Below are 24784 nucleotides of genomic sequence, written 5' to 3' on the forward strand. Positions count from 1 at the left end.
CCCAATGATTAGCCCGGATCAGGTTGAGGCAATGATCAAAGCAGGATTGCCGGATGCCCAAGTGCAGGCAAACAGTCCTGATGGGGAGCATTTCGAGGTGACAGTCGTCTCCTCAGCCTTTGCTGGGAAGCGTCGCGTTCAACAGCATCAGCTTGTGTATGGTGCGGTTCAACAGGCACTCTCCACCGAAGCCATTCATGCTCTCTCACTGAATACGTTCACGCCCGAAGAATGGGCAACCAAAAACTAACTCTCTTACCCCTTGAACTTACTTATGACTACCTCAAACCGCATCAAATCGATCGTCGATAGCGACAAAATTGTCGTTTTCATGAAAGGCAGCAAACTCATGCCAATGTGCGGCTTTTCCAATAACGTTGTGCAAATTCTCAATACGCTGGGTGTCCCCTACACGACCGTAGACGTGCTAGAAGACCCTGAAGTCCGTCAAGGCGTGAAAGAGTTCTCGAACTGGCCAACGATTCCCCAAGTGTATGTAAATGGGGAATTTATTGGCGGTTCGGACATCATGATTGAGATGTACCAGAGTGGCGAATTGCAGCAGCTTGTAGAAGTTGCGCTCGCCTCATAATGAGGCGGGGAGTGGGGAGTAGGGGAAGATTGATTCTTACTCCCTACCCCCTACTCTCACCTCTGCGACTGACCAACCAAATCAAAAAGGGGCGCGCACGCACCCCTTTTCTCATTTCTATCGGTAGTCTGGTTCTGGCATCACCATGTCGAAATTCGACGGATCATAGATGTAGCGAGTAATTTCCTCTTCCAGACGATTGATCTGGTACGGCTCTAGCACGCTAGCATGTCGGAGCGCGGACAAGTACCCGTCTAAGTAGAGACGCAGGTCATCGTAACGATAGCCCCGGTTCCAGAGTTCGACGAGAGCGTCGGAGAGGCGTTGATAATAGCGAATCGTCAAAGAATCTTGAAGCATATGCGATGACGCGAAAACAACAGATGCCGTTTGGCATTCCACTCACTGAGCTATGACTTTAGCTTAACATTACACTCGCTATTCTCTCGGTTTGTATCGAAATTCTATAGAAAGACATACTCCGATACGGAACGTTGTGTAGGCGGAGTACATATGGGTAGCACCCGTTACAAATCAAAACTAAGAAGCTTTGATACCCTTAACTCAAGCATTTTGAGGTCAAGTTGCCCCCGTGGGAGCCATTAATATACAAATCGTTGAAGGAAATCCGCACCTTCGATCGCTGCTAGGATGGCATCTTCAGCAGGCGGGCTACCAAGTCCACCAATCGGCTGATTTGCACCAAGCGCGTGAGATGTTTCTGGTGCGGCAGCCCAATCTCATGATCCTTGATTCTGAGATGCCCAGTGGCGATGGGTTGGAGTTTTGTCGCTGGTTGAGTCAGCAGCAGACGGCGCTGATTCTGATGCTGTCTGCCCGGACAACTGAATCTGATATTGTCGCAGGGTTGCGATCAGGGGCGGATGACTATCTGACAAAGCCGTTCGGGATGCAGGAGTTTTTGGCGCGAGTGGAGGCGTTGTTGCGGCGACAGCGGACGGCGGCTCCTCCGGTAAATCTCGATTTTGGGGATCTGAAAATTGACTTGGTGCATCGGCGGGTGCGATTTAAGGGTGAGTTGATTGAGTTGACCCCACAGGAGTTTAGTTTGCTCTATGTGCTGGCTCAGGCAGGCGGAACCGCTTTGAGTCGGGCAGATCTGCTGCAACGAGCTTGGCCTGATGAGATTGATAATCCTCGAACTGTGGATACTCACGTCCTGTCTTTGCGTAAGAAGGTGGAGATTGATCCGAGGCAACCGAATTTGATTCAGACGGTGCGGAATGTGGGGTATCGGTTGAATTTGGAGATTTTGAACGCGCCTCCGGTGCATCAGAATAATGGGCAATTGCCTCGTAAACCAGCAACGGCTTCAATGTCGAGAATGGCAGCGGTTCAACGTCCTCGGATTTAGGGAAAAATTTCGACGAATTCCTGATTTGTTGGATAACCGATGTGATGCAATGCGATCTCATATGTCCCAAAATCTGTGAGGTCGATACACTTAGGGGAGTCTATGACGGTTCTGGGTCATGATGCTGCGTTTTTTATTGCTTGCGACGTTGGGGTTTGCGACGGTTAGTGTTTGCAGCCATCCGCCAAATTTGACGATTGAACAACGTGCGATCGCAAGTGATCTCTTCGCGATCGACCATCAGTTTGACAGTGCAACCGATTTTGCTGAAGGAACAGCGCTGGTGCAATTGGGGCGCGAATTTCGCTATATCGATCGTTTGGGACGAGTAATGGTTACGCCGAAACAAGAGTTTGAAGCGTATTCGCCCTTTTCGGAAGGCTTGGCGGTGGTGAAATTGGGGGATCAGTATGGGTTTCTGAATCGTCAGGGAGAAGTAGCAATTCCGCCGAAATTTGAACGGGTGACGCGATTTCGAGAAGGATTTGCAGTCGTGCAGATGGGACGGCTTTACGGATTTATCAAACCGACTGGAGAAGTTGCGATCGCGCCTCAATATCAATTGACCTCGGGCTTTTCTAACGGATTGGCAGCAGTGAAGCGGGGCGAGAAATATGGCTATATTGATGCGTCGGGTCGAACTGCGATCTCACTAAGATTCGATGACGCTTGGCAGTTTTCTCATGGGCTTGCTGCTGCCAAAATCGGTCAGAAATGGGGCTATATCAATCAAACTGGGCAATTTGTTGTGCAACCTCAGTTTGATGGCGCGTTTAATTTTTCGGATTCGATGGGTCGGGTACGACTCGGAAATCAATGGGGATTTGTCGATACGAGTGGGAAAATTGCGATCGCGCCTCAATATCAATTTGCGTCTGATTTCTCGAATGGGTTAGCACTCGTTGAGCAGAATGATCGATGGGGCTATATTCAGAAATCTGGCAAGTTTGCGATCGCACCTCAATATCAATTTGCTGGAAGTTTTTCAGATGGATTAGCGCCCGTGAAAATTAAAGAAAAGTGGGGCTATATCGACACAACGGGCAAAATTGCGATCGCGCCTCAATTTGATGAAGCGGGAGATTTTAAAGAAGGCTTAGCGCGAGTGCAATTAAATGAAAAATGGGGATACATTCGTAAGCCTTGAGGGAGAGACGGGATCTATCATCAGATCAATAGGTCTAGCTTAAAACACAAGTACAGTGAGCATAAATGCGAACTGGGGATGAACTTGTGAATGTCTATATTCTCGATCTCTTAGTGATTGGAGTTTTGTTGTTAATCGTAACTTTGGGATCAGGTTGGATCGCGCGGTTGCCTCTATCTTATGCGCTGATTTATTTAATCGTTGGCATTGTGCTGAGTCCGTATGGATTTAATCTGATTCAGGTTCGCCCAGAGGCAGAGTTTTTAGAGCGAGTTGCAGAACTGGTTGTTTTAATTTCGCTGTTTAGTTGCGGGTTGAAAATGAATCGACCCATGCGTTTCTTTGCATGGCGATCGACGACTCGGCTGATTGGTTTATTGATGCCGATTACCATTTTTTCAGTTGCCGCGATCGCGCACTTTATTCTGAAATTAGATTGGGGATTATCGATTCTTTTAGGGGCAATTTTAGCGCCGACTGATCCCGTTTTAGCGTCTGAAGTTCAGCTTTATGACTCTCGCGATCGTGATGAATTGCGGTTTGGGATTACTTCAGAAGGTGGGTTAAATGATGCATTAGCTTTTCCATTTGTTTATTTTGGGATTCATTGGATAGAAAAAGGCAATTGGCAAAACTGGTTTCGGGAATGGGTTTTAGTCGATGTGATTTGGGCGATTGCAGCAGGATTAGCCGTCGGCTTTGTGATTGCGAAGGGAATCAAACTCGTTGATAAACGCTTAGAACCGTTTCGGACTCCAGATGATTTGATGGAAGATTTCGTTGCACTCAGCACAATCTTTATTGCTTATGCTGTAACCGAAGTGGTGAATGGGTATGGATTTCTTGCCGTCTTTGTCGCTGGAATGGCAATGCGGAGAAGACGGAATTCTGAATATACAAGAAATCAACTTCACTTTATTGAGCGCTTAGAGAAGTTAGCAGAAATTGGCACGATTTTATTGCTGGGATCGATGCTGCGATTTCAGCCGATGTTTGCCTTTGCAGGAGATGCATTTGTGATTGCATTGAGCTTGATTTTCGTGATTCGACCGATTGGGGCTTGGATCAGTACGATCGGTTTAAATGTCAATCCGGCAACGCGCTGGCTCTATGGTTGGTTCGGCATTCGCGGAGTGGGATCGATTTACTATCTCGCTTATGCATTTGGCAATGGCTTGAAAGGGGAAGATGGCGAGCAAATTGCTTGGATTACCTTTTGGACGATCGTCATTTCTGTTTTATTACATGGGGTCACGTCAACGCCTTTAATGCAATGGTATGAACGTAATATTGAACACAATCGAGAAATCGAGCCGAAAGCAGCCCAGCATGAGGAACAGGGCACATAACGCAATTCAACTTAATCGATCGCTCAACTCCTCAAATGGCTACAGCAAGAGACCTACTTGCGCTAAGATACGTGAGCCAATTTCATTAATGCCTGCCATGCAAGCCCGTCGCATTGCCCGTGAACTCGCACTTTTAAGCTTGAGTCAGATCTCTTCTGATCCAAAGAAAATTAACAGTCAGAGAATTCAAGAACTTGTTGTCGAATCCGTTCGTACCCTTGCAGAAGAAGCGCGCGACAACTTAGAAACGGCGGCAGCAGAATTACAACGAGGCGATAGCCAATTGCTCAATAGCCAAACTCGGGCTGGCAATATCGATAGCGCTCGGGCAATGGTGCAAGAAGCGATCACCCTGGCTCAAACAGCGATCAACCGACTCGGAGGTGCTATCGAACTGCCTGAATTTATTCAACTGGCAAATCAGACTGAGGTTCGAGCCTACACGATGGAAATTATTACCCGCTTCCACGCTGAGCGAGAAACAGTCGATAAGTTGCTGAATGACATTTTAGTGGATTGGAATTTGGATCGCTTAGCCACACTCGATCGAGACTTATTACGGATCGCCACCACTGAAATGATGTTTTTGGGAGTGCCAAATCGAGTGGCAATTAATGAAGCCGTCGAACTTGCCAAACGTTACAGCAACGAGGATGGACATAAGTTTATTAATGGAATTCTGCGGAAAGTAACTGACGCGATTCATGGCAGTGAGACACACGTGAGTGGCTGATTTCCGCTAAATTTAGATCTAGCAATCTGGGAATTTGGACATGGCTTTTAATTGGTTCAATCGATTCAACAAAAAAGAAGAAGAACAGCAGCAACCCGAATCTGCTCCCGTTGAACCAACTCCAACTGCGGAGCCTTCTGAATCAGAAGCCCAAAGTGACACTTCAGAAGAAGATGCCCGGATTGCCAATGCAAGAGCGATCGTCGAAAATTTCCGCCGCAAACAGCAAGAAAAAGCCCAAGCCGAGGCGGCGACCGCTGAAACATCTGAGCCTGTCGAAGTTTCCGATTCGATCGAGCAAGCTGAAACCGAAGTTATCGAACAACTTGGCGAAACTTCAGTTGAATCCGTTGAAACCGAAGTTATCGAACAACTTGCTGAAGACGCGATCGCATCAGCCGAATCGGAAACAATTGAGCAATTCGATGAAGCACCCGTTGCAGAAGCCGTTCAACCGGAAGTAGAACCTGTTTCAGAAGAGACAGAAGTTGAAGCTGTTCAACCGGAAGTAGAACCTGTTTCAGAAGAGACAGAAGTTGAAGCTGTTCAACCGGAAGTAGATGTCGTAGAAGAGACAGAAGTTGAAGCCGTTCAACCGGAAGCAGAACCCCAACCCGCAGCAGTCCCATTCTGGGCACAAGCCGCAGAAGCCGATCGACAAGCTCGGTTAGAACGACTAAGAGCCAATGCGATCGAGGAAGTTGAACCCGAACCGCAGCCTGTTGCGACTCAAACCGCACCCGAAATTCCGCCTGAGTTTGTAATCGATGAAGGCTTCCTCTGGTCGGCAGAAGTGCTTTCTGCGATGGGACGGCGCGCAGAAGATGTCTCGATCGAAGAAATTACCTGGCTGAAGCGGCTCCGGCAAGGGTTGGATAAGACGCGGCGGAGTTTGGTTAATCAACTCAAAGCGATCGTTGGTCAAGGCCCCCTGAATGAAGATGCAGTTTTTGAAATTGAATCGCTGCTTCTGCAAGCCGATGCAGGCGTTGAGGCTACTGACAAAATTATTTCAGCCCTGCAAGCGAAATTGAGGCAGGATGCATTACCGCCCGATCAAGCGATCGCGTATCTCAAACAAATTCTTAGAGACTTGTTAGATCAACCCTTGCAGGGATCGCACTCTGCTTTCTTTGCCCCCGAGAAAGATACGTTCAATATCTGGTTAATGACTGGGGTCAATGGCGCAGGGAAGACGACCACGATCGGAAAACTCGCCCACATTGCCAGCAAGTCGGGTTACAAGTGCTTAATTGGAGCAGCGGATACGTTCCGAGCGGCAGCAGTTGAACAGGTGAAAGTCTGGGGACAGAGAAGTAATGTAGAAGTGATCTCGAATCCTGGACAAAATACTGATCCGGCAGCGGTTGTGTTTGATGCCATCAGTGCAGCGCAGGCGCGTGGAACAGAACTGCTATTGATTGATACAGCCGGACGACTTCAGAACAAGAAGAATCTGATGGATGAATTGAGCAAGGTACGTCGAATTATTGACAAGAAGGCAGCAGGCGCGAAAGTGGAATCACTACTCGTCTTGGATGCGACCCTGGGACAGAATGGGCTGAGACAAGCAGAAGTTTTCGCGCAGGCAGCCCAGTTAAGTGGAGTCGTGTTGACGAAACTGGATGGAACAGCGAAGGGCGGGATTGCCTTAGCTGTGGTGGAACAGTTGGGATTGCCCATTCGATTTATTGGGGCGGGAGAAGGGATTGAGGATTTACGACCTTTTTCAAGCTATGAGTTTGTTGAGGCTTTGATTAGCGGATGATTTTTGCGTGGGGAGATCGGGAGAACCGAGATTCAGATTGCTCCCTATCTCCCTATCCAATTTTCTTGGATGCGGCTCAATCCGCTTTAAATTGCTAACTTTGCTGAATTTCTGGAAGTTATCGACTGTAAACATGTCGTAAAACAGGGAACTGTGTATAATCAGTGCCAACAACCCCGATCGCGGTTTTGTTCGATCAGATGAGCTTTTCTCCTAATCGCGCAAAACGCAGATCGATTCAAGCGGTCAGCACCTCGCAAAACTCTGTAAAGGGGGGCAGCGAAATGTAGCACTGTCCGCTAAGATTGGTTTTCACAATCAACGATCGTGTTGGTTCCCTTCGTTCACTTTAATCGCCCGAATGACTGCTGTGCCCCTTCCTCGTCCTTCATCTCAACCGCCTGAGCGCAATAACTCAGGGTCTGCTGACGTAACACCAGTGTTTGCCCTTAAGGAACTGGTGGCACGCCTGAATCGGGAGCAGCACAAAATTCAAGACTTACTGAGTTCGCTTGGATTTGCCCTCCGTAGCTTCAGCAATTTGAATCAATTTCTGGAACTTATTCCGCTGATGGCAAGTCGAGTTACTGATGCTGACGGCGGTGCGCTCGTTTTGTTCCGCCCGAATGGACAAGTGAAATTAGAACGACTCCACTGTCAGGATGCAAGATGGGGTCAAGAGCTACGCAAAGGCTTAGAGACAGCAACTCGCCAGACGACGGCTTCTTTGACCGGATTGCCCCCTGGAGAAGCCTTAGCGCGATCGTCCCAAGTCGTCGCGATGTTAGATCATCAGTTGACGCGACACTTAGGCGGCGAAATTCAGATTTTTGGAACCGGGATTCTGGTGAGAAATCAGGAGCGGGGGCGGCTTTATGTCTTTAGCCGTGAACCGGATTACGCCTGGACAGAGACGAGACAAAAACTTGTGCGACTCGTCGCGGATCAAACGGCAGTTGCGATCGAGAACGATGAACTGACGGTCGAATTGAAGAAGAAAGAAAGACTCGATCGAGAATTAGAGATCGGAGCCGATATCCAATTGCGATTGTTGCCGCGTCAATGTCCTGCGATCGAGGGGATTGAACTCGCCGCGCTTTGTAAAACGGCAAATCGAGTCGGTGGCGATTATTACGACTTTATTCCAGCTAGCTACGGTGAGGCTCGTAAGACCAATCCTGATAACTCTCAGGAAAAGTGGAGCGTCACGATCGGGGATGTGATGGGCAAAGGCGTTCCAGCGGGTCTGATTATGACCATGACGCGCGGAATGCTGAGAGCAGAAGTCTTGAACGGGCATTCTCCCGCTCGAATTTTGCAGCATTTGAATCAGGTCATGTATGCCGATTTGGAGAACTCGAATCGGTTCGTCACGCTGTTTTATTCGGAATATGATCCGAAAACTCGACTGCTGTCTTATAGCAATGCAGCCCACAATCCACCATTACTCTGGCAAGCTGACAGCGATCGCATCGTGCGACTCGACACGATGGGAATGCTAATTGGCTTGGATATTGAAACACAGTTTCAGGATGCTCAGATTCAGTTGAATCCGGGAGATACGATTATTTACTACACAGACGGGTTTACGGATGCAGCGAATCAGTATGGTCATCGGTTTGATGAGGAGAATCTGACGAGCGCGTTCCGGTGGGCTTGTCAGCATTTTGATGATCCGCAGCAGATTTTGAAGTATTTGTTTGACTGTGTGCAGCAGTTTATCGGGATGGGGAATCAAAATACCGATGATATGACGCTCGTTGTGATGCGGGTCAAGCCAAATTGATTGATTAGTCGCAGCTTTGCTGTACTCAATGCGAATGAAATGCGTCAAGTTTGAGCAATTTCAAGAACTTTGACGCATCCGTTCGATTTCGCGCAGCACGCGATCGCGGCTTGCATTTAGATGAGTCATAACCATTTGAGTGGCTTGTTCTGGAGAACGAGACGCGATCGCGGTGTAGATCTCGCGATGCTCTTTGCGGATTTCGAGCACCTTGGGATTCTTTTGTAGGGTTTGAATTCTCAGCAATGCCATTTGGTCAAACACTTGATCTAGCAGCGAGACGAGCCAAAGATTTTTGGAACTGCGGGCAATGGAGCGATGGAATTGATAGTCTAAATCGAGCAGTTGAGCATGGGTGGAGTTTTCGCGATCGCTTTGTTCAGCAGTCAGCACTAATTGATGCAGGTTGTCTAATTCTTCAGAAGTCGCATTTTCACATGCGCCTGCAACGGAAAGTTGCTCTAAAGCAATCCGGCAGGTATAAAGTTGAACCGCATCCTGCATCGATAGGGTCGCAACTCGCAGCGTGCCAGCGATATCACTAGTGACGAGGTTCTCTTGCTGAAGTTGGCGAATGGCTTCTCGAATCGGAGTGCGACTGACTTGGAGTTGTTTGGCAAGTTGCGTTTCGACGAGCCGGGTTCCAGAGGGTAACTCTCCCGATAAAATGGCAGCGCGCAACGCTTGGTAGGCTTGCGCCTGCAAAGATTGTCTGCGGGCAAGTGGAGCCATCCGATCGAGTTCTCCGGAGACTGAAGATTGAGCTATCTCGTCGTTGCCTGGATACAAACTGCCGTCCTCGCCTTTCTCTAACTGCTATCCCTGAGACTGCTTTCTCTTCGATTTCTAGAAAGTCCGCAATTCTCGTTTTTCCATAGATGAGAATTATTGCAGAAACTTGAACCCTTTGACTAAAAAAATAGCTGTTTTTGCATCCTATTTTTGCGATCTTTGCATGTATACCGAATACATTTTATATTCCTGTTTCTACTTGTTTTTAGTGTCTAGAAATCGCCACTATTTTAGGTTTAAATGCTGATTGAATTTTTTAAGTAAGTAATGGGGTCTTTGTGTTGTGATCGAGTATCCGATATAGATCAGAAAAGATGAGATTAAGACAACCGGGAGCGAGAGCGGAAGAAAGACAAGATGCCGGATATCTCGATCGCGCATTTTCCGAATCCGGTCGATAAAGATCTCCAGTTTTCCTTTGATGCCAGACATTGTAGGCTCAGCATTTGTCGCCGTTGGAATTAGTTTTTTCTGCCAATAATAGTCGTGCCCAATTAATAGAAATCGCCAAAAGAAATGATCTAACCCATTCGGGGGAGAGTGAAGTACTTGCGCTAATGGCTGTTGCCAAATTGTTACACCAGATTGAACTAATTCATGGGCATGAACGGCACAATTTCCGCGATAAAGGGGCAAATCTGTGGGGATAGGATGGCTCAGTAAAAACGAGCGCCGAAATGCCACATTGTTGAGAAAATAGCTTTTTCCAGACGTTAATTCTGTACGTCCTGAATACTGTGGAAAAATATATCCTAATGCCATTGCAGTCCCATAGATTCCCACTCCATTCGTCGTAGTTTCACCTGCAACAACTTGAATCTCTGGCTGTGAGAAGGGATCCAATATTTTTCTCATCCAGTCTGGTGCATAGATGCAATCAGAGTCGTAATAGACGATGATTTCTCCGGTGGCGAGTTCTGCACCGAGCATTTTGGCTTGATAGTATTCGGTTCCGGGTGGGGCAGGACACACTTTGATCCAGGGATATTGCTGACACAACTGAGCCAAAAGCGTTTCGGGGATATCGCCACTGTCGATGAGCAGCACTTCATTCGCGGCTGTTGGAGGCGGATCTTGAGCTTCCAAACTGGCAAGCGATCGCAATAATCCGGCTAAATCAGCCGTCTCAAGATTTTCGGTTTCTAGCACGATCGAGAAATTGAATGCTGCGGACACGTTCTCACCTTCACCCTGTCAATTGTGAAACAATGCGGTAGTCTAGGTTAGCTTTGGAATTCTACCTATGACTTCTCCCTTAATTCAGAAAATCTACACCGATGGCGCATGTTCCGGCAATCCCGGTGCAGGAGGTTGGGGAGTAGTTGTCTACTTCGAGAATGGTACAGTGCAGGAGTTAGGTGGAGGATCGCCAGAGACGACCAATAATCGGATGGAGATGCAAGCGGCGATCGCGGCATTGAAATTTTTCAAAGATTCTGGACAGTCGAAGGTGATTGCTCTGTATACCGATAGTGAGTATGTGAAAAATGGAATTACGAAGTGGCTACCTGGTTGGAAGAAGAAAGGGTGGAAGACTTCGGCGGGCAAGCCTGTACTGAATCAGGATCTCTGGGAACAGTTGGATGAACTCGATTCCCCTAAAGTGGAATGGCGTTATGTGCGGGGGCATTCCGGTGATCCAGGGAATGAACGCTGTGATGTGATTGCGAGAGCGTTTTCTCAAGGTAAGATGCCTCAGTTGAAAATGCCTGATTTGCAGGTTTCTTTGACCCTTATCCCTAATGCTGCTGAGGTTGTGATGTCTGAGACTCCTAGTTCAATCGATGCGATCGAGGTTGTGCCGCGTGAGGTGCGAGTCGAACAGTTACGGAATTTGGTTGATATGTTACATATGGCAGATGAGATTGCCAGTAAGGGGTATTTGATTTCAAGTTCTGAACTGGCGGATTTGATGGATATTAATGCGAATGCTGTGACGAGCCGGGGGGATCATTGGGTGTGGCGAAATTGGGTCGTGTCACGAGTCAGACGCGAGGGAAATCAGATTTTGTGGCAGTTAGAACGAGTGGATTAAGATGAATTTGGTTGTTGAATTTTGGATTGAATTTTATGACGACTCCGAAAGAAGCGATTTCTAGTCTCCTGACTCAACTTCCAGATGATTGTACGTTGGAGGATATCCAGTACCATCTCTATGTTTTAACGAAAGTTCAGCAAGGATTGGAAGCTGCAAAAACTCAAGGGACTGTTTCTCAAGAGCTTGCTGAGCAGCACTTAAATAAATGGCTTATCAAGTAGTTTGGTCACCGAAAGAGATCGCAGATGTAGATGCGATCGCAGAATACATTGCAGATCGCAGATGTAGATGCGATCGCAGAATACATTGCAAGAGATTCTCCGGCATACGCCAGTTCAGTTGTCGATCAGATTCTCAAGACAACTCGCAGTTTAGAACAATTTCCGCTATCAGGGCGAACTGTTCCAGAATTCGGGGATGAACTGCTGCGAGAAAAAATTGTCTATAGTTATCGCATTCTTTATCAAGTTGCTGGAGATGAGGTGACGATCGTGACAGTTATTCATGGAAAACGAACGCTATGATCCAAGCGATTGGCATAAACCAAGGCTGTCGAGAATTGTTAGAGTATTACTCCTATCTGAGAATTATGGGAATTCTTATGAAAGTCAAGATTGATTGCACTTTTTTTAGAACCCATGCCGAAGATTCATTATTTTCAACGATACTCATCTGTTGAAAATACCGTTACGAATAATACACTTCAGTTGTTTGCAAGAGTCTACGCCTACTCAACTACGCAAGCCTCACAGCTACTGACAAATCTGACTGGTGAGTCGATAGAGATAGGTGTAGAAATTAATCAGCAAGAGCGGGAAAAAGGTGCAGTTCCAGATGGAGTCATTATTCAGAGAAGTTTCAAGATTTTGATTGAGTCAAAAGTTGATTCTCCTGTAAGTATTGATCAACTACTGAGACATGCAGCTAACTTCTCAGACGAACAACAGAAAATACTTCTACTGCTTACAAAACACCAGGTTGGAAGGCAAGAAGATACGATTCGAGAAAAAATAACGGCTCAATATCCTGACGTTATCTTCAAAAACATTACCTATGAAGGCATCTGCCAAGCAATTGATCCACTGTTTCAGGTGTATGAATATGAAATGCGATCGCTGGTTGAGGACTATAAAGAATACTGCAATGACGTAGGATTATTTGATCAATCTCAGTATCTTATGCGGATTGTTCCATGTGGGAAGAGTCTCGATATCAATCGAAGATATGGCATCTATTTTCATCCTTCAGATCGTGGATATACACAGCATCAGTTTGTAGGAATGTATAAAGATAAAGCGGTTCAAGTGCTCTTCAAGATTGATAGCGTTTTTGATGTACATTATGATCGAGTTCGACTTAAGAAAACATTGGTTCAAGGTCGAGACACTGATGAATTTGATGCCAAACTTGTTGAAGTTATCAAGGAAGCAGAAGCAAAGTGCGGATACGAAGTTGCGGCTAATCACCGATTCTTCTGTGGTTTTCCAATAGCTACAAACTATATCAAATCCTCAGCAAATGGGTTGCAAGGCGCGCGGCTAGTGAATTTGAAAGAAATAATTGGAAACTTCAGTGAGCCATCTGAAGTGGCACAGAAGCTTGCAGGTAGAGAGTGGCAGTAATTTGCTGAGGTTTAGTTGATTCAAAAGTTAAAGCGATGATCCTCGACAAGGATCATCGCTTTAGTTTTTTATTGAATGTTTGCTCCTTCCGGTAGGGGTCTACCTTTCGGCTCAGGCAATGAAGGTCGGCGCTCATACGGCAGTGGAATATACTGCACCGAAGGACGACCGCCTTGAGGTTGCGGATAGAGTTCCATCAACTCATAAATCTCTCGACCCAGACCTACACTGATCGGTAAGCCCATTTCTGAAGCTTCCTCTACTGTAATCGGATAATCATGAGTCACTTTCCCAGTCGTTAAAGCATCAATTACAGATTCAATTCGGTCTGGCGCAATCTTCTGCTGCGGCACAGTATCTTTGAGTAAGGTTCTGACAAAGCGCTGAACTTGAGCGATCGCTTTTCTCGACAAGTCCGCCATGATCAAGGTCTGATCATCAATTTCAGAAATCGGCTTCTCTTCGACAACTTTGAGAATGCTAGCAGCCGGGAAATTGCCTAACTGCGGATCGACTGGTCCTAAGACAGCATTCGCATCCATGACGATCTCATCGGCTGCTAATGCCAACATGGTTCCACCACTCATTGCATAGTGAGGCACATGTACTGTAACTTTGGCAGGATGGCGAATCAACGCTCTTGCAATCTGTTCTGTTGCTAAAACTAATCCACCTGGCGTGTGCAAAATCAAATCAATCGGGACATCTGGCGGAGTTAACCGAATCGCTCTGAGAATTTGTTCGGAATCTTCGATCGTAATGTAGCGCGATAACGGAATTCCTAATAAGCTAATCGATTCTTGGCGATGCACCAGCAAGATCACTCGACTGTTATGTTTCTGCTCAATCTGCTTTAGGGTGCGATATCGCTTTGTCTCAATCTGTTTGCGCTGCCAGAGCGGTTGCAAGGAGGAAAAAATAAAGAATATCCAAATCAGATCAAAGAAACTGAAAGTCATAGAAGTTAAGCCTAAGTGCAATGATTTAAGTGCAATACAGCCCTATTCTTTCAGTTCTGCCTTTTGTAAATCTCTGCCTGGAGAGCGAAACTAGACTAATCCTCGGACTAAGCCTACAAAGATTCCCTCGATCGCAACATCTTCCGCACGTTTCTCAATGACTGGATAGCTCGGATTCGCAGGTTGCAGAATGATCTGATCTCCACTCCAAAAGAGATGCTTCAACGTCGTTTGCGTTTCAAACCGAGCCGCAACAATCTCACCGTTTTGAATCGACTTCGGCTCAGATGTCTTTCGCAGAATCACAACATCGCCATCCGCGATCGCGGCTCCAATCATGCTATCTCCCTTCACCCGTAGGGCAAAATACTCTTGCATCTGCGTGCGTCTTTTTCCCACAAAATGCGGCAAGGTGGAAATATCAACAAACTCGTCAATTTCTGAATCTGGAAAGGTTTCGACTAACCCCCCGGCTGCAATCACCCCGAGAATCGGAATCGTCCGCGATCGCGGCTTACAAATCACGAGCGACTTTACCGATCCTTCTTTCCAAGCAACATAGCCCGCTGCTCTCAAATCCGTTAAATGAAATCGAATCGTATCTTTTGATTTGTAGCCCAAAGCGGCTGCCATCTCACCATAAGATGGCACAGCATGATAGCGATCGATGTAATCTTCAAGCCAATCTAACAGCTTTTGTTTTGGGGGAGATAGCTCAAGCATGACGATTCGGGCAGCATTTTGTTTCAAGTTTAGATTCTTCTAACATTCCCGGTATCCTGCTTGAGTTCCAGGTATAGCCCTAAAATAGAAGACGCACCGCTATGTCTTGTGACTTATGAACGCGCCTGTGGATTTTCTGGATGCTTATGATGTGATTGTCGTTGGAGCCGGACATGCTGGCTGTGAAGCGGCATTGGCAGCGGCGCGCTTAGGGTGTCGTACATTGCTGCTGACGCTCAATCTGGACAAAATCGCGTGGCAACCTTGTAATCCAGCCGTGGGAGGCCCAGCAAAATCTCAGCTTGTTCACGAAGCAGATGCTTTGGGGGGCGAGATTGGGAAAATGGCGGATCGGACTTATTTGCAGAAGCGGATTTTGAATTCGTCGCGTGGCCCAGCAGTGTGGGCATTGCGGGCGCAGACAGATAAGCGCGAATATGCCCAGGTGATGAAGACGATCGTCGAAAATCAAGAGAATTTGACCATTCGCGAAGGCATGGCGACCGATTTGGTGCTGAATGCGAATGATGAAGTGATTGGAGTCGAAACGTACTTTGGTGTAGCTTTTGAGTGCAAGGCAGTTGTCCTGACGACAGGAACGTTTCTGGGTGGGAAAATCTGGGTCGGCAATAAGTCGATGGATGCAGGTCGCGCTGGAGAATTTGCCGCGATCGGCTTAACTGAAACGCTGAATCGATTTGGATTTGAAACCGGACGACTGAAGACGGGGACTCCGGCACGTGTCGATCGTCGATCGGTGAATTTTGACTTGCTCGAACCGCAGCCGAGCGATCCGGATGTGCGTTGGTTTAGCTTTGATCCAGAAGTATGGGTCGAGCGTGAAACGATGGATTGTCATTTAACGCGCACGACTGCTGAGACGCATCGGATCATTCGGGAGAATTTGCATCTCTCGCCGGTGTATGGCGGTTGGGTCGATGCGAAAGGACCGCGTTACTGTCCGAGTATCGAAGACAAGATTGTGCGTTTTGCAGATAAAGAAAGCCATCAGATCTTCATCGAACCTGAAGGGCGAGACATTCCAGAATTGTATATTCAAGGCTTTTCGACCGGATTGCCTGAAAAAATTCAACTACAAATGTTGCGATCGCTGCCGGGTCTAGAAAACTGTGCAATGCTGCGTCCTGCTTATGCAGTTGAATATGACTATCTCCCTGCGACACAGTGCTATCCGACGCTGATGACTAAAAAAATCAACGGATTGTTCTGCGCAGGGCAAATCAATGGCACAACAGGCTATGAAGAAGCAGCAGCCCAAGGTTTAGTTGCCGGAATTAACGCGGCTCGATTGTGTCAGGGGCAAGAAATGGTCATTTTCCCGCGTGAGCAGAGCTACATTGGTACATTGATCGATGATCTGTGTACGAAAGATTTGCGTGAGCCGTATCGGATGTTGACTTCTCGATCGGAGTATCGCTTAATTCTGCGCTCAGACAATGCTGATCAGCGCTTAACGCCTTTAGGACGTGAGATCGGATTGATTGACGATCGACGTTGGGCATTGTTCACGCAAAAGCAAGAAAACATTGCTGCCGAGAAAGAACGACTGCATGAAACTCGAATTAAGGAACTCGATGAAGTTGGTAAAGCGATCGCCCAAGGCACGCAGCAAGCCATCAAAGGATCAATTACCTTAGCTGAACTGCTGCGTCGGTCTGGATTTCACTATGCGGATTTAGAGCAGTACGGCTTAGGCAATCTTGAGCTAAATCGTTTTGAGAAAGAAGGAGCCGAGATTGATATCAAATACTCCGGCTACATTCAGCGCCAACAGCATCAGATCGATCAAGTGAGTAAGCAAGAGAATCGCAAGTTGCCGGAAAACTTGAACTATCACGAGATCGAAACGCTTTCAAAAGAGGCAAGAGAAAAGCTATCGAAAGTGCGTCCTTTAACGATCGGACAAGCGAGCAGAATTGGCGGAGTCAATCCTGCTGATATCAACGCTTTACTGATCTATCTTGAGATTCAAGCTCGACGACTCGCGGAGGCAGTGTAGCGACTGAGGTGAGATTGAGATTGTGCTGCTGTACTTGTTCGGGCAGCATAAAAATAAAAGCGGTCATTGCACTCATAACGAGCATCTCACCTCCGTCCTCTAGTAGTCCAATCATCTTATTGAACTGATCCGGGGTGACGATATGGATAGTATCTGTCACAATTCCGAATACGACCAGCGCCAAGAGACTTTTGATTAAGACTTTCGAGCTTTTTCTAAACACCTGATCTCCCATCCGATACGCAAACCCTATGCCTGCTAGCAAGCATAGCCCGATCACGCCGGATACTAGGATCTCTCCATAATCTGCACTCCGTAGACCAAACAGGGTGGTAAATCCTAGCTGATTCCCGACATATAGCCCTAGATTTTCATGAATGCTGAGTGAATCATCGAGTAATAGATACAAAAATAGAAACATCCAGCTTAGATAGGTTAGTACCCGCTTTCTCAATGCGATAAAGCCGAGTATCAGCACACACCAAAATTCCTTTGTATATTGGAAAAATTCTGGCATTCCGCGATCGCGCTCAACAGAATAGAAATGCACATCAGAAGTCGGACTCCATTGCCGCGAACTATAAATAAAGACCAAAAAGTGTAGCAAGATGAACCCAAGATCGGTCAGGACTAGAAGATAGAACAATTTGTTCGCCCAACTTGGCGTTCTCAATCTTGTCATGCCTGTCTTCCTCACAGTTTAATATTTCTGACGCAATACACCCGGATTAAATGCTGAATACACTCATGTCATGTAGGAAGACAGTTGCTAGTCTTCAGCTACGGTGCCTTGTGTTCAGAGATGCAAACCCATCCGATGCAGAGATTGTACAAGAAGTTAAAAAAGGTTAATAAAAGATTAAGAAAACCTCTCCTAAGACATAGAAAATCACTCTTGCTGTGAAAGTGTCCTGACTTAAGACATACGAAGCAAGAGTGATTCTAGACTCGTAAATGATTAATGAACAATGACAGGTGTTCCAACCTCTGCCCAGTAAAATAGCCATCTCGCGTGATCGACTGCAACATTCACACAGCCATGACTGACAGGGGTTCCAAAGTTGTGATGCCAGTAAGCGCCATGAATCGCATAACCGCGATAATAGTACATTGTATACGGGACATCTGGAGTGTCATAATCCTCTCCCTGCATGCGTGCAAACCGATGCTGAGATTGAATTTTAAACACGCCTTTCACAGTTGGAGTACTTGGTTTCCCGGTCGAAACAATCACTGCATAAACTTGTTTTTTTCCTTCCCAGGCATATACACGTTGCCGTGCAAGATCGACTTCAATCCAGCGCTGATTGCTTTTTTTGTAAGTTGAAATTGCTTGCGCGATCGTATCTGTCTGAGCATAGACAGGCATCGAGACGGGGAGAGGAGCAACAACTAAAGTCCCGATGAGTAGCGCGATCGATAAAAAAGAATGAATTTGTGTTTTCATCATTGCCAACCCAGAAATCGATGGGATGACAAGCGTAGATAGAGCAAAGTAGCGAAGTCTGAAGATGCAACCTGAAATGAGAGCAGTCTATCTAAAAGCTTGTAAATTTAACTACAAAATCATGACCTCAATTCCAGAAAGCTAGATGAACTCACTGAATCAACCCTTTCAGTAAGAGCACTCACCTTTTGCAGATTTTTACAAAAAAGATACACAGATTTACGGAGTATACGTAGAGAGACTCTCTATAGACTGTCGGTGCGGATCTCCTTGATTCTTTCTCAGTCAGATAAAGACGAAAGCCCCAGTTTATGAAAATCTCCTACTCAAGTCCACGCCCTCCGATATCAATCCTCTGGATTCGATGTTTCGCATTCGGTTTCATCCTTGCTGGATTTGGGGGGATGAGCTTCGCGGCAAAAGCTACCTCAGATAGCAAAGCTACTCTCGACCTCAAAGCAAAAGTCATTATCAAATCGGACAATCTCAAATCGGACGATCGCCAAGCTGAAAAGCCCGATTTAGAACATCCTAGGGATGCGTCTTGGCTTAAATCTACTCCTACGGCTGAAGCAAGTGAAATTGAGTTTTCTAAGCGCGAAACGCCAATTTCTAAGCCTGAAAAACCGATCTCTAAACCCGCAATGCCGATCTCTAAGCCCGAAACGACGCGCTTAGCAGGTGTCACTAAAGAAAATTTTCTCAAAACTCAATCTCAGGCTAGCGCTCGCCAATTACTTGCAGAGTCTTCAACTTCAGAAAGCTCGATCGCTCAAGCCAGCGAAAATACAGAGAGCTTACGTCAGCGCTTAACGATTGAACCTTTGACCGAACTGCGGATTCCTGCCTATTCTCCCGGTTCAACTGTTGGTGTTCCCAGTGCTTTTGGCGCAAACTTTGGGGATGCATTCATTGGACTCGCATTTTCTAACCGCAGACCGAGAATCAACGAATCGGATGGTGCGCTGAGTGCTGGATTTGGATTAGGCGACTCTGAGCGTGCCCTCGGTTTAGAAGTTAATGCGAACATTGGCAGTTTGCGACGCTTCGGACGAAATGGCGATATCGGGCTAAAACTCCATCGTGCGCTCCCTGGAAAAGCCGCGATCGCAATCGGTTTAGATGAAGGCATCGTTTGGGGTGAAGCGAATCGGGATACCGTCTCGACCTTTTATGGTGTTGCAAGTAAAATCTTCGATTTGCGTCCTACCGATCAAGTCAACTCTTTATCTTTGACATTAACCTTGGGTGTCGGCGGTGGACGATTCCGCAGCTTTGAGAACATTGAAAATCGCCGAGGAGGAGTGGGAGTCTTTGCAAGTGCTGGACTGCGGGTTGTGCCACAGGCATCCGCGATCGCAAGTTGGACAGGACAAGATCTCAATTTGGGTGTTTCCTATGTGCCCCTGAAGACAACTCCGCTGTTCTTGACCTTTGTTGTCGGCAATGTTTTGGGGCGCAACGATAACAATACCTTGTTCTCCTTCGGGATTGGTTACGGTTTCAACTACGCAGGCTATCGGTACTAAATTTTAGTGAATTCTTATGCATCAAACCTTAGTTTCTTGGAAGCGCACGCTGGCACTGGGAGCAGTTTTTACTTTCGCGATCGCATCACCGAGCCTATCTCACACTCCCCCTGGATCGAATGGGCTGACGCCTGGGTCTGGGATTGTGCCTCCGAACCTTTCACCTCAATCTACTCGCGAGATCATTAGCATCTTGCAGGCGCTCAGATCGGGTAATCCAACTCAACAAACGATCGCGAATATTCTGGTTTCAACAGGTCGCTTGTATCGGTATAACGAAACGATCGGAGAACTCAGAACCGTGATTTCTCAGTCCGCAGTTCCGCCGAATGAGCCAGGAGTTGAGCAAGATGCTCCGGGATTTGTGCGCTTCAACCTAGAGGGTGAAAGCAGTATACCGAGCCAGATTGCAACTCGGTTTACTCGCTATGTGGATACCTTGGGCAATCAGAATGGTCGCTTTAGAATCTTTGGCAACGATCGTCAAGGTGTGGCGCGCGATCTTCGAGTTGAGATTCTATCAAAGTCAGAGGGTCAGGTTGAGTTGCGATTTACATCGACCTCTCCTGCTCTGAAAGATGCTACAGGGAAGCAGATGACTGAAACGATTCTTGCTCCAAATTCTAAAGTAGCAGCGGTACTAGCAGGTGTGCTTGCTGCACTGGATATTGCGAATGCGTCTCCATTGACGTTGCAAGCTGCGAAAAGTATGGTACTGTCACTTGGGAATACGAGTTTAACGTCGGCTGAGATTTTGCAACTGTCTCAGGGGTTGGCGGAAATGCTGATCGCAAGTGAAGCCGTATTTGGAGGCTGCGGCGAGGCGAGTGCTTTAGCTTGTACAGGATTCAATATGAATGCGCTGAGAACAGCAATTCAGGCTTACAACAAAGTGGTGAATGAAACGAGTGGCACTGCGCTTTTGGCTCTATCGCAGAATCCTGAGTTTCAAACCCTTGGCGATATCCTGCGTCGAGTTCGAGCGACCTTGGCGACTGGTGGTTAAACCTGAGCGATCGTGAATTCAATGCTCTCGGATCTTTGCTTGGCAACTGCCATTCGCAAATCCTAGCAGTTTGCCTCTACCTCTTTAATCCTGCTCATGTATTTCCTGCGCTATCGGTTGAAACTCATTCAGATGCTCAGCGATGTGAAGGCTGAGTTTGCTGGAGTCGCGATCGCATTAATCAGCCTCCATCTGCTGATGTATTGGCGATTTACGGGCAATTTGAACTATGTTTCGATCGAACTGATCGGCTGGTCTGCGGTGTTCTATCGGCTTTGGCAACGCCGCGATCGCATTGTTTTGAGACGGGAAAGGGGGGCGCAGCTGTTCGGGTGGTTCTTAATCGCACTTTTACTTGTGCGCGGATGGAATCTGACCAGCGCGAGTGGTAGTATTCTTGGCTTGAATTCGCTGCTGATTGGGATTGCAATGGCTGCGATCGCAGTAGGATTTCAGCAATTCAAGCACTATCAACGCGAGTTTTGGATGGTTGCAATGATCGCGTTGCCGTTAGAGCAAGCGTTGACTCTAGTTGATCGCCTCATCAACTCTAGCCTGCTCACGGCAAAGTATTCTTTTACGCTGATGTGGTATTGCGGATTTCTAGTCGAGCGCCAGGGAACCTTACTCTCGTTGCCAACGGGAACGGTGAATGTCTATCCAGGGTGTTCAGGCTTAGAAGCAATTCTGGTTTCGTTGAAAGTAGCATTCTTTTTTTTAATGGTTTATCCCACTCGTCACAGAGAAAAGTTTTGGGTTCTGGCGATCGCGATTCTTTCTGCATTCATTGTGAATGGGTTCCGAATCATGCTGTTAGCACATTTAGTTGCAAGTCACAATACAGCAGGATTTGATTACTGGCATGGCAGTCAAGGTGCGCAGTTCTTTTCGATGATTTCGATGTTCATCTTTAGTGGTTACTGTCAGTCTCTAATCGAGCAGCCAAAGCCAGAAATTTCTCACTCAGAGAAGTCTCTAGAGCATTCATCTCGCTAATCTTCTATGATTTTCTCTCTTGTGCCATTCAGGCTAACTCTCTTCAGCATTGTTCTAGTTGCTGGCAGAATTGTGATTGATCCGAATCTTGGTCAAGATTCAGTGTTTGAGTTTCCCAATCAAGTACAACTCGATCAAGCTCAATTTGTTGCAGGACAGGCGATTGAAACGAAAAGCTTGCTTAGAGATTGGGGAGACATCAAAGGCTATGAATATACTTATCAACAAGACAATCAGGCATTCAAAGTAAAAATTCACTACCTGCCAGAATCAGATGGAGATATGGCGAGCTATCGATCTGCCTATGGGATTGATTCTCAAAAAGCTGTCGTGAAATCTCAGCAGCAGCAAGGACAGACTGGTTTTTACGATCGATTTGAGCATGAACAGACTGCTTATCTCAGTTCTTGTATCAATCCTCGCGGTTCGAGTACCGTGACGCACGCGCAATTTTTCGCGAATCGCAACACTTACGATCTGAAGCTCGATCGAGCTATCCCGGTAATTTTAGGCACAGAAGATTTGCGTGATTCCCGATGTTTGTGGGTTACAATTTCAGCACCCATTGCGAATCAGTCGGTGGATGCCGTTCATCAGCAATTAGTCGCAGTTTGGCAAGAGATTTATGCTTGGTGGTCGCCAAGATTTCCAAAACGTTAGCAAAGTAGAGTGATTATGCAGTTTGAGTCGTCTTCTGCCGGAAAGGCGATCGCAGGTTTGCGAATCGTAGGCTATGGAATTTTAGTCTTATGTGTGTTCGATCTCGTCGATTTGTTATATCCGTTTCAAGTGTTTAACTCGGATTGGGAGTTCAATACGGTTGGAAATTTGGTCGAGCGAGTTGGCTTTCCGCTAATTGGGTTCGGATTGATCTTTTTGGGTGAGGAAACGAGTCGCCACAAGGTCGAGCGGTTTGCGCTGAAGCCCTTGTCGTGGGCGCTTTTAATTTATGCGATCGCTTACTTGCTTCTAGTTCCGCTCACAGTTAGCTCAGGCTGGCGAATTTACAATCAAAACAACGCCAAGCTGGTGAATCAACTCGCACAACAGCGCGATCGAACTAAAGCGGCTCAAGAACAATTAGGCAAGTTGTCAGATGAACAAGTCAAAGCGTTAGTTCAGCGATCGGCGATTGGCTCCGTAGAGAACTTTAATGTTCCTCAGTTTCGCAAGCAGCAGCTAGAAGGCGTGGAAGCGCAAGCTCAGCAGGTAGAAGCTCAACTCAAAGCAACCGTCGCCCAACAGACGCAGAATCTGGTCAAGAAGGGCACGAAATGGGCATTGGGTGCTGCTGTTGCGGGGGTTGCGTTTTTGTATCTCTGGTCTTTATCGAGTTGGGCGCGTGAGAAGAAAATCAAAGCTCGACCGCTGGCAATGTCGCGGTAGTCGCTCTCTTGCTGTCATGATCTTTGATCTGAGCATCGAGAATTGCAAACAGTTGATGTAATTGCCGCTTTGGATCGCATAGTTTAATTGCCCGCGTCACGCCAGCTTTTGCTCAGCGATCGCGGGCTTCAGGCTGCATGATCAATGGTTCTATCGAGCAGCCCAAACTGTCCCAGGCTTACGAATGATCAAGTGAGAATTCGGTTACTAGTCTGCCAGGAAAGCAAAGTGCAACCTTGTCCTATGTTTAGGGCATGACAGCTTGAGTCTTGGCTAATGTCGCTAAAAACGGTTCAATCCCACCATAGAGTTCTCCAGCAGACAGATGTAGCACTCGCATCACACGGTATCTCCTCGGTAGCTAAACTTTAGTGTGAACAGGATGACTTAAGCTCTGCTTCAGAATCTGAGCCAAGTGTTGCACATATGGCTCCGCCAGCATTGCCCCATGATCCCCAGGCATTTCATGAACTTCTAACCCTCCTAAAGCAATACTTTTCCAAAGTATTTCCGGTGCTTCTCGAGATTGCAAAACTCCACTTTCGCGCTCTTGAGCCTGGAAGAGTAAGACTTTACCCGGATAAGGTTTTGGCAAATACGGCTCGAAAAAATGAGATTCTCCAAGTGGATATGCTTGATACGCTTTATAAGCTCCTTCAGGAGAAGGCTGGACACGAGGAAACAATGCTGCGCGAGTTCTGCGGATGATTTCACTCAGTTCAAGCTCCGAAAGCCTAGTGATCGTCTGCTTGAACGAATTCCATCTCAAGCGCTTGCTGAGAAAAGTGTCAAAAACAATCAGCGAACCGACTGACTGCCCAGACGCGATTAGCTGTTGCGCCATCTCCAGCGCAATTCTCCCGCCCAAAGAAAAGCCCATCAAAAAGTAAGGTCCTTGAGGCTGTAGCGATCGCATTTCTTGGATGTAATGACCTGCTAAGGCTTCGATCTGACGGGGTAAATCTGGAACATGCTCGATCGACTCTTGAGCAATCCCGTAGCGCAGTCCGTAGACAGGCTGATCAGATCCTAAATGCTGACACAGACTGCGATATTCCAGCACATGGATACCAAACAAAATGGGCTTAGAACCCTTGGTTTGCAGCGGAGCAAGGGAATACCACGCAGAAGGGCTACATGCTTTGATCTTCTGTGCAAGTTGCTGAATTGTGGGGGCTTCAAAAATACTGGCAAGGCTCAAGTCTCGGTCAAACAGTTCTTCGAGTTCTTCGAGTACATCGATTGCCAGCATTGAGGTTCCACCCAAGTCGAAGAAATTGTCGTGAATCTGAATCTGCTCGACTGATAGTGCCTGTTTCCAAATTTGGGCAATGTCCTGTTCGATCTGATCAATCGAAGAGTGACCTGCTCGATCTGCATCAATCTGATACAGAAAGTCCTGATTTTGATCCCAATTTGGCTGTTGAGAAAGTAACTGTTCAGCAAGACTAGACATGGTTCCCCTCATCCAACAATTTTATATGTAACGCTATTTCTGCGAAGGATGCACCTCTGA

26 protein-coding genes are annotated in these 24784 nt (G+C 46.9%); 18 read left to right on the top strand and 8 right to left on the bottom strand.

The annotated features are described in order from the left end of the window. Positions 1 to 4: 4 nt before the first annotated feature. The gene (locus tag LEPBO_RS0119165) at positions 5 to 250 is read left to right on the top strand and encodes a BolA family protein (RefSeq protein ID WP_017289185.1); all 246 of its coding nucleotides are present in this window, start codon (positions 5 to 7) and stop codon (positions 248 to 250) included. Between the two features lie 24 nt (positions 251 to 274). After that, positions 275 to 592: a Grx4 family monothiol glutaredoxin gene (gene grxD / locus LEPBO_RS0119170; protein WP_017289186.1), complete on the top strand. Its 318-nt coding sequence runs from the start codon at positions 275 to 277 to the stop codon at positions 590 to 592. A gap of 117 nt (positions 593 to 709) precedes the next feature. Here the strand turns inward: grxD and LEPBO_RS0119175 are convergent, their stop codons facing one another. After that, positions 710 to 952 carry a DUF6761 family protein gene (locus LEPBO_RS0119175; protein ID WP_017289187.1) on the bottom strand — a complete coding sequence of 81 codons (243 nt, stop codon included), beginning with the start codon at positions 950 to 952 and terminating at the stop codon, positions 710 to 712. Positions 953 to 1184: 232 nt separating this feature from the next. On the opposite strand from LEPBO_RS0119175, the gene LEPBO_RS0119180 reads away from it, so the two are divergent. From LEPBO_RS0119180 to LEPBO_RS0119210, 6 genes are all read left to right on the top strand, one after another. Further along, complete coding sequence (locus LEPBO_RS0119180; RefSeq protein ID WP_017289188.1) at positions 1185 to 1967, top strand: response regulator transcription factor; 783 nt, start codon at positions 1185 to 1187, stop codon at positions 1965 to 1967. 118 nt (positions 1968 to 2085) lie between these two features. After that, positions 2086 to 3114, top strand: coding sequence for a WG repeat-containing protein (locus LEPBO_RS37570; RefSeq protein ID WP_017289189.1), 1029 nt, complete (start codon positions 2086 to 2088; stop codon positions 3112 to 3114). A 65-nt stretch (positions 3115 to 3179) separates the two neighbouring features. Further along, a complete protein-coding gene (locus LEPBO_RS0119190) occupies positions 3180 to 4463 on the top strand; it encodes a cation:proton antiporter (RefSeq protein ID WP_017289190.1) in 1284 nt (427 codons plus the stop codon). 88 nt (positions 4464 to 4551) lie between these two features. Then, a complete protein-coding gene (gene nusB, locus LEPBO_RS0119195) occupies positions 4552 to 5196 on the top strand; it encodes a transcription antitermination factor NusB (protein ID WP_017289191.1) in 645 nt (214 codons plus the stop codon). A 40-nt stretch (positions 5197 to 5236) separates the two neighbouring features. Further along, positions 5237 to 6964, top strand: coding sequence for a signal recognition particle-docking protein FtsY (ftsY, locus tag LEPBO_RS0119200; RefSeq protein WP_017289192.1), 1728 nt, complete (start codon positions 5237 to 5239; stop codon positions 6962 to 6964). A 361-nt stretch (positions 6965 to 7325) separates the two neighbouring features. Next, positions 7326 to 8750: a PP2C family protein-serine/threonine phosphatase gene (locus LEPBO_RS0119210; RefSeq protein WP_017289194.1), complete on the top strand. Its 1425-nt coding sequence runs from the start codon at positions 7326 to 7328 to the stop codon at positions 8748 to 8750. A 60-nt stretch (positions 8751 to 8810) separates the two neighbouring features. Here LEPBO_RS0119210 and LEPBO_RS0119215 read toward each other — a convergent pair whose 3' ends face one another. Continuing rightward, complete coding sequence (locus LEPBO_RS0119215) at positions 8811 to 9482, bottom strand: GntR family transcriptional regulator (protein WP_017289195.1); 672 nt, start codon at positions 9480 to 9482, stop codon at positions 8811 to 8813. A gap of 285 nt (positions 9483 to 9767) precedes the next feature. Continuing rightward, positions 9768 to 10718 (bottom strand): glycosyltransferase family 2 protein, encoded by a 951-nt coding sequence (locus LEPBO_RS0119220; RefSeq protein WP_017289196.1) that lies wholly within the window; start codon positions 10716 to 10718, stop codon positions 9768 to 9770. Between the two features lie 67 nt (positions 10719 to 10785). On the opposite strand from LEPBO_RS0119220, the gene rnhA reads away from it, so the two are divergent. The 4 genes from rnhA to LEPBO_RS0119240 all read left to right on the top strand — a co-directional run bounded on the left by rnhA (position 10786) and on the right by LEPBO_RS0119240 (position 13202). After that, positions 10786 to 11577, top strand: a complete 792-nt coding sequence (gene rnhA, locus LEPBO_RS45615) for a ribonuclease HI (RefSeq protein WP_017289197.1) — start codon at positions 10786 to 10788, stop codon at positions 11575 to 11577. A 35-nt stretch (positions 11578 to 11612) separates the two neighbouring features. After that, positions 11613 to 11801, top strand: a complete 189-nt coding sequence (locus LEPBO_RS0119230) for a hypothetical protein (protein WP_017289198.1) — start codon at positions 11613 to 11615, stop codon at positions 11799 to 11801. Positions 11802 to 11831: 30 nt separating this feature from the next. After that, entirely contained in the window at positions 11832 to 12104 is a 273-nt protein-coding gene (locus LEPBO_RS37575) for a type II toxin-antitoxin system RelE/ParE family toxin (protein WP_017289199.1), read from the top strand. 114 nt (positions 12105 to 12218) lie between these two features. Then, positions 12219 to 13202 (top strand): hypothetical protein, encoded by a 984-nt coding sequence (locus LEPBO_RS0119240; RefSeq protein WP_017289200.1) that lies wholly within the window; start codon positions 12219 to 12221, stop codon positions 13200 to 13202. Between the two features lie 68 nt (positions 13203 to 13270). Here the strand turns inward: LEPBO_RS0119240 and LEPBO_RS0119245 are convergent, their stop codons facing one another. Both LEPBO_RS0119245 and lexA read right to left on the bottom strand, forming a co-directional pair. After that, positions 13271 to 14161: an SDH family Clp fold serine proteinase gene (locus LEPBO_RS0119245; protein WP_017289201.1), complete on the bottom strand. Its 891-nt coding sequence runs from the start codon at positions 14159 to 14161 to the stop codon at positions 13271 to 13273. Between the two features lie 90 nt (positions 14162 to 14251). Further along, positions 14252 to 14884 (bottom strand): transcriptional repressor LexA, encoded by a 633-nt coding sequence (lexA, locus tag LEPBO_RS0119250; RefSeq protein WP_017289202.1) that lies wholly within the window; start codon positions 14882 to 14884, stop codon positions 14252 to 14254. 115 nt (positions 14885 to 14999) lie between these two features. Here lexA and mnmG point away from each other — a divergent pair, with 115 nt between their 5' ends. Continuing rightward, positions 15000 to 16904: a tRNA uridine-5-carboxymethylaminomethyl(34) synthesis enzyme MnmG gene (gene mnmG, locus LEPBO_RS0119255; protein ID WP_017289203.1), complete on the top strand. Its 1905-nt coding sequence runs from the start codon at positions 15000 to 15002 to the stop codon at positions 16902 to 16904. On the opposite strand, the gene LEPBO_RS0119260 is transcribed toward mnmG, so the two are convergent. Continuing rightward, entirely contained in the window at positions 16846 to 17586 is a 741-nt protein-coding gene (locus tag LEPBO_RS0119260) for a hypothetical protein (RefSeq protein WP_017289204.1), read from the bottom strand. The two genes, mnmG and LEPBO_RS0119260, sit on opposite strands and share 59 nt — an antisense overlap. Before the next feature lie 276 nt (positions 17587 to 17862). Further along, the gene (locus LEPBO_RS0119265; protein WP_017289205.1) at positions 17863 to 18354 is read right to left on the bottom strand and encodes a L,D-transpeptidase; all 492 of its coding nucleotides are present in this window, start codon (positions 18352 to 18354) and stop codon (positions 17863 to 17865) included. A 401-nt stretch (positions 18355 to 18755) separates the two neighbouring features. Here LEPBO_RS0119265 and LEPBO_RS40180 point away from each other — a divergent pair, with 401 nt between their 5' ends. The 5 genes from LEPBO_RS40180 to hpsJ-A all read left to right on the top strand — a co-directional run bounded on the left by LEPBO_RS40180 (position 18756) and on the right by hpsJ-A (position 23268). Then, positions 18756 to 19880: a hypothetical protein gene (locus LEPBO_RS40180; protein ID WP_017289206.1), complete on the top strand. Its 1125-nt coding sequence runs from the start codon at positions 18756 to 18758 to the stop codon at positions 19878 to 19880. 16 nt (positions 19881 to 19896) lie between these two features. Next, entirely contained in the window at positions 19897 to 20886 is a 990-nt protein-coding gene (locus LEPBO_RS0119275) for a hypothetical protein (RefSeq protein WP_017289207.1), read from the top strand. Between the two features lie 96 nt (positions 20887 to 20982). Continuing rightward, positions 20983 to 21882 carry a cyanoexosortase A gene (gene crtA / locus LEPBO_RS0119280; RefSeq protein WP_017289208.1) on the top strand — a complete coding sequence of 300 codons (900 nt, stop codon included), beginning with the start codon at positions 20983 to 20985 and terminating at the stop codon, positions 21880 to 21882. Positions 21883 to 21888: 6 nt separating this feature from the next. Further along, positions 21889 to 22542 (top strand): cyanoexosortase A system-associated protein, encoded by a 654-nt coding sequence (locus LEPBO_RS40185; RefSeq protein WP_017289209.1) that lies wholly within the window; start codon positions 21889 to 21891, stop codon positions 22540 to 22542. Positions 22543 to 22557: 15 nt separating this feature from the next. Further along, the gene (gene hpsJ-A / locus LEPBO_RS0119290; protein ID WP_017289210.1) at positions 22558 to 23268 is read left to right on the top strand and encodes an HpsJ-like protein, cyanoexosortase A-associated; all 711 of its coding nucleotides are present in this window, start codon (positions 22558 to 22560) and stop codon (positions 23266 to 23268) included. A gap of 361 nt (positions 23269 to 23629) precedes the next feature. Here the strand turns inward: hpsJ-A and LEPBO_RS0119300 are convergent, their stop codons facing one another. Beyond that, positions 23630 to 24724, bottom strand: a complete 1095-nt coding sequence (locus LEPBO_RS0119300) for a thioesterase domain-containing protein (protein WP_017289212.1) — start codon at positions 24722 to 24724, stop codon at positions 23630 to 23632. Positions 24725 to 24784: the final 60 nt, after the last annotated feature.

It is taken from the genome of Leptolyngbya boryana PCC 6306, from assembly GCF_000353285.1.
Taxonomy (GTDB): Bacteria; Cyanobacteriota; Cyanobacteriia; order Leptolyngbyales; family Leptolyngbyaceae; genus Leptolyngbya; species Leptolyngbya boryana.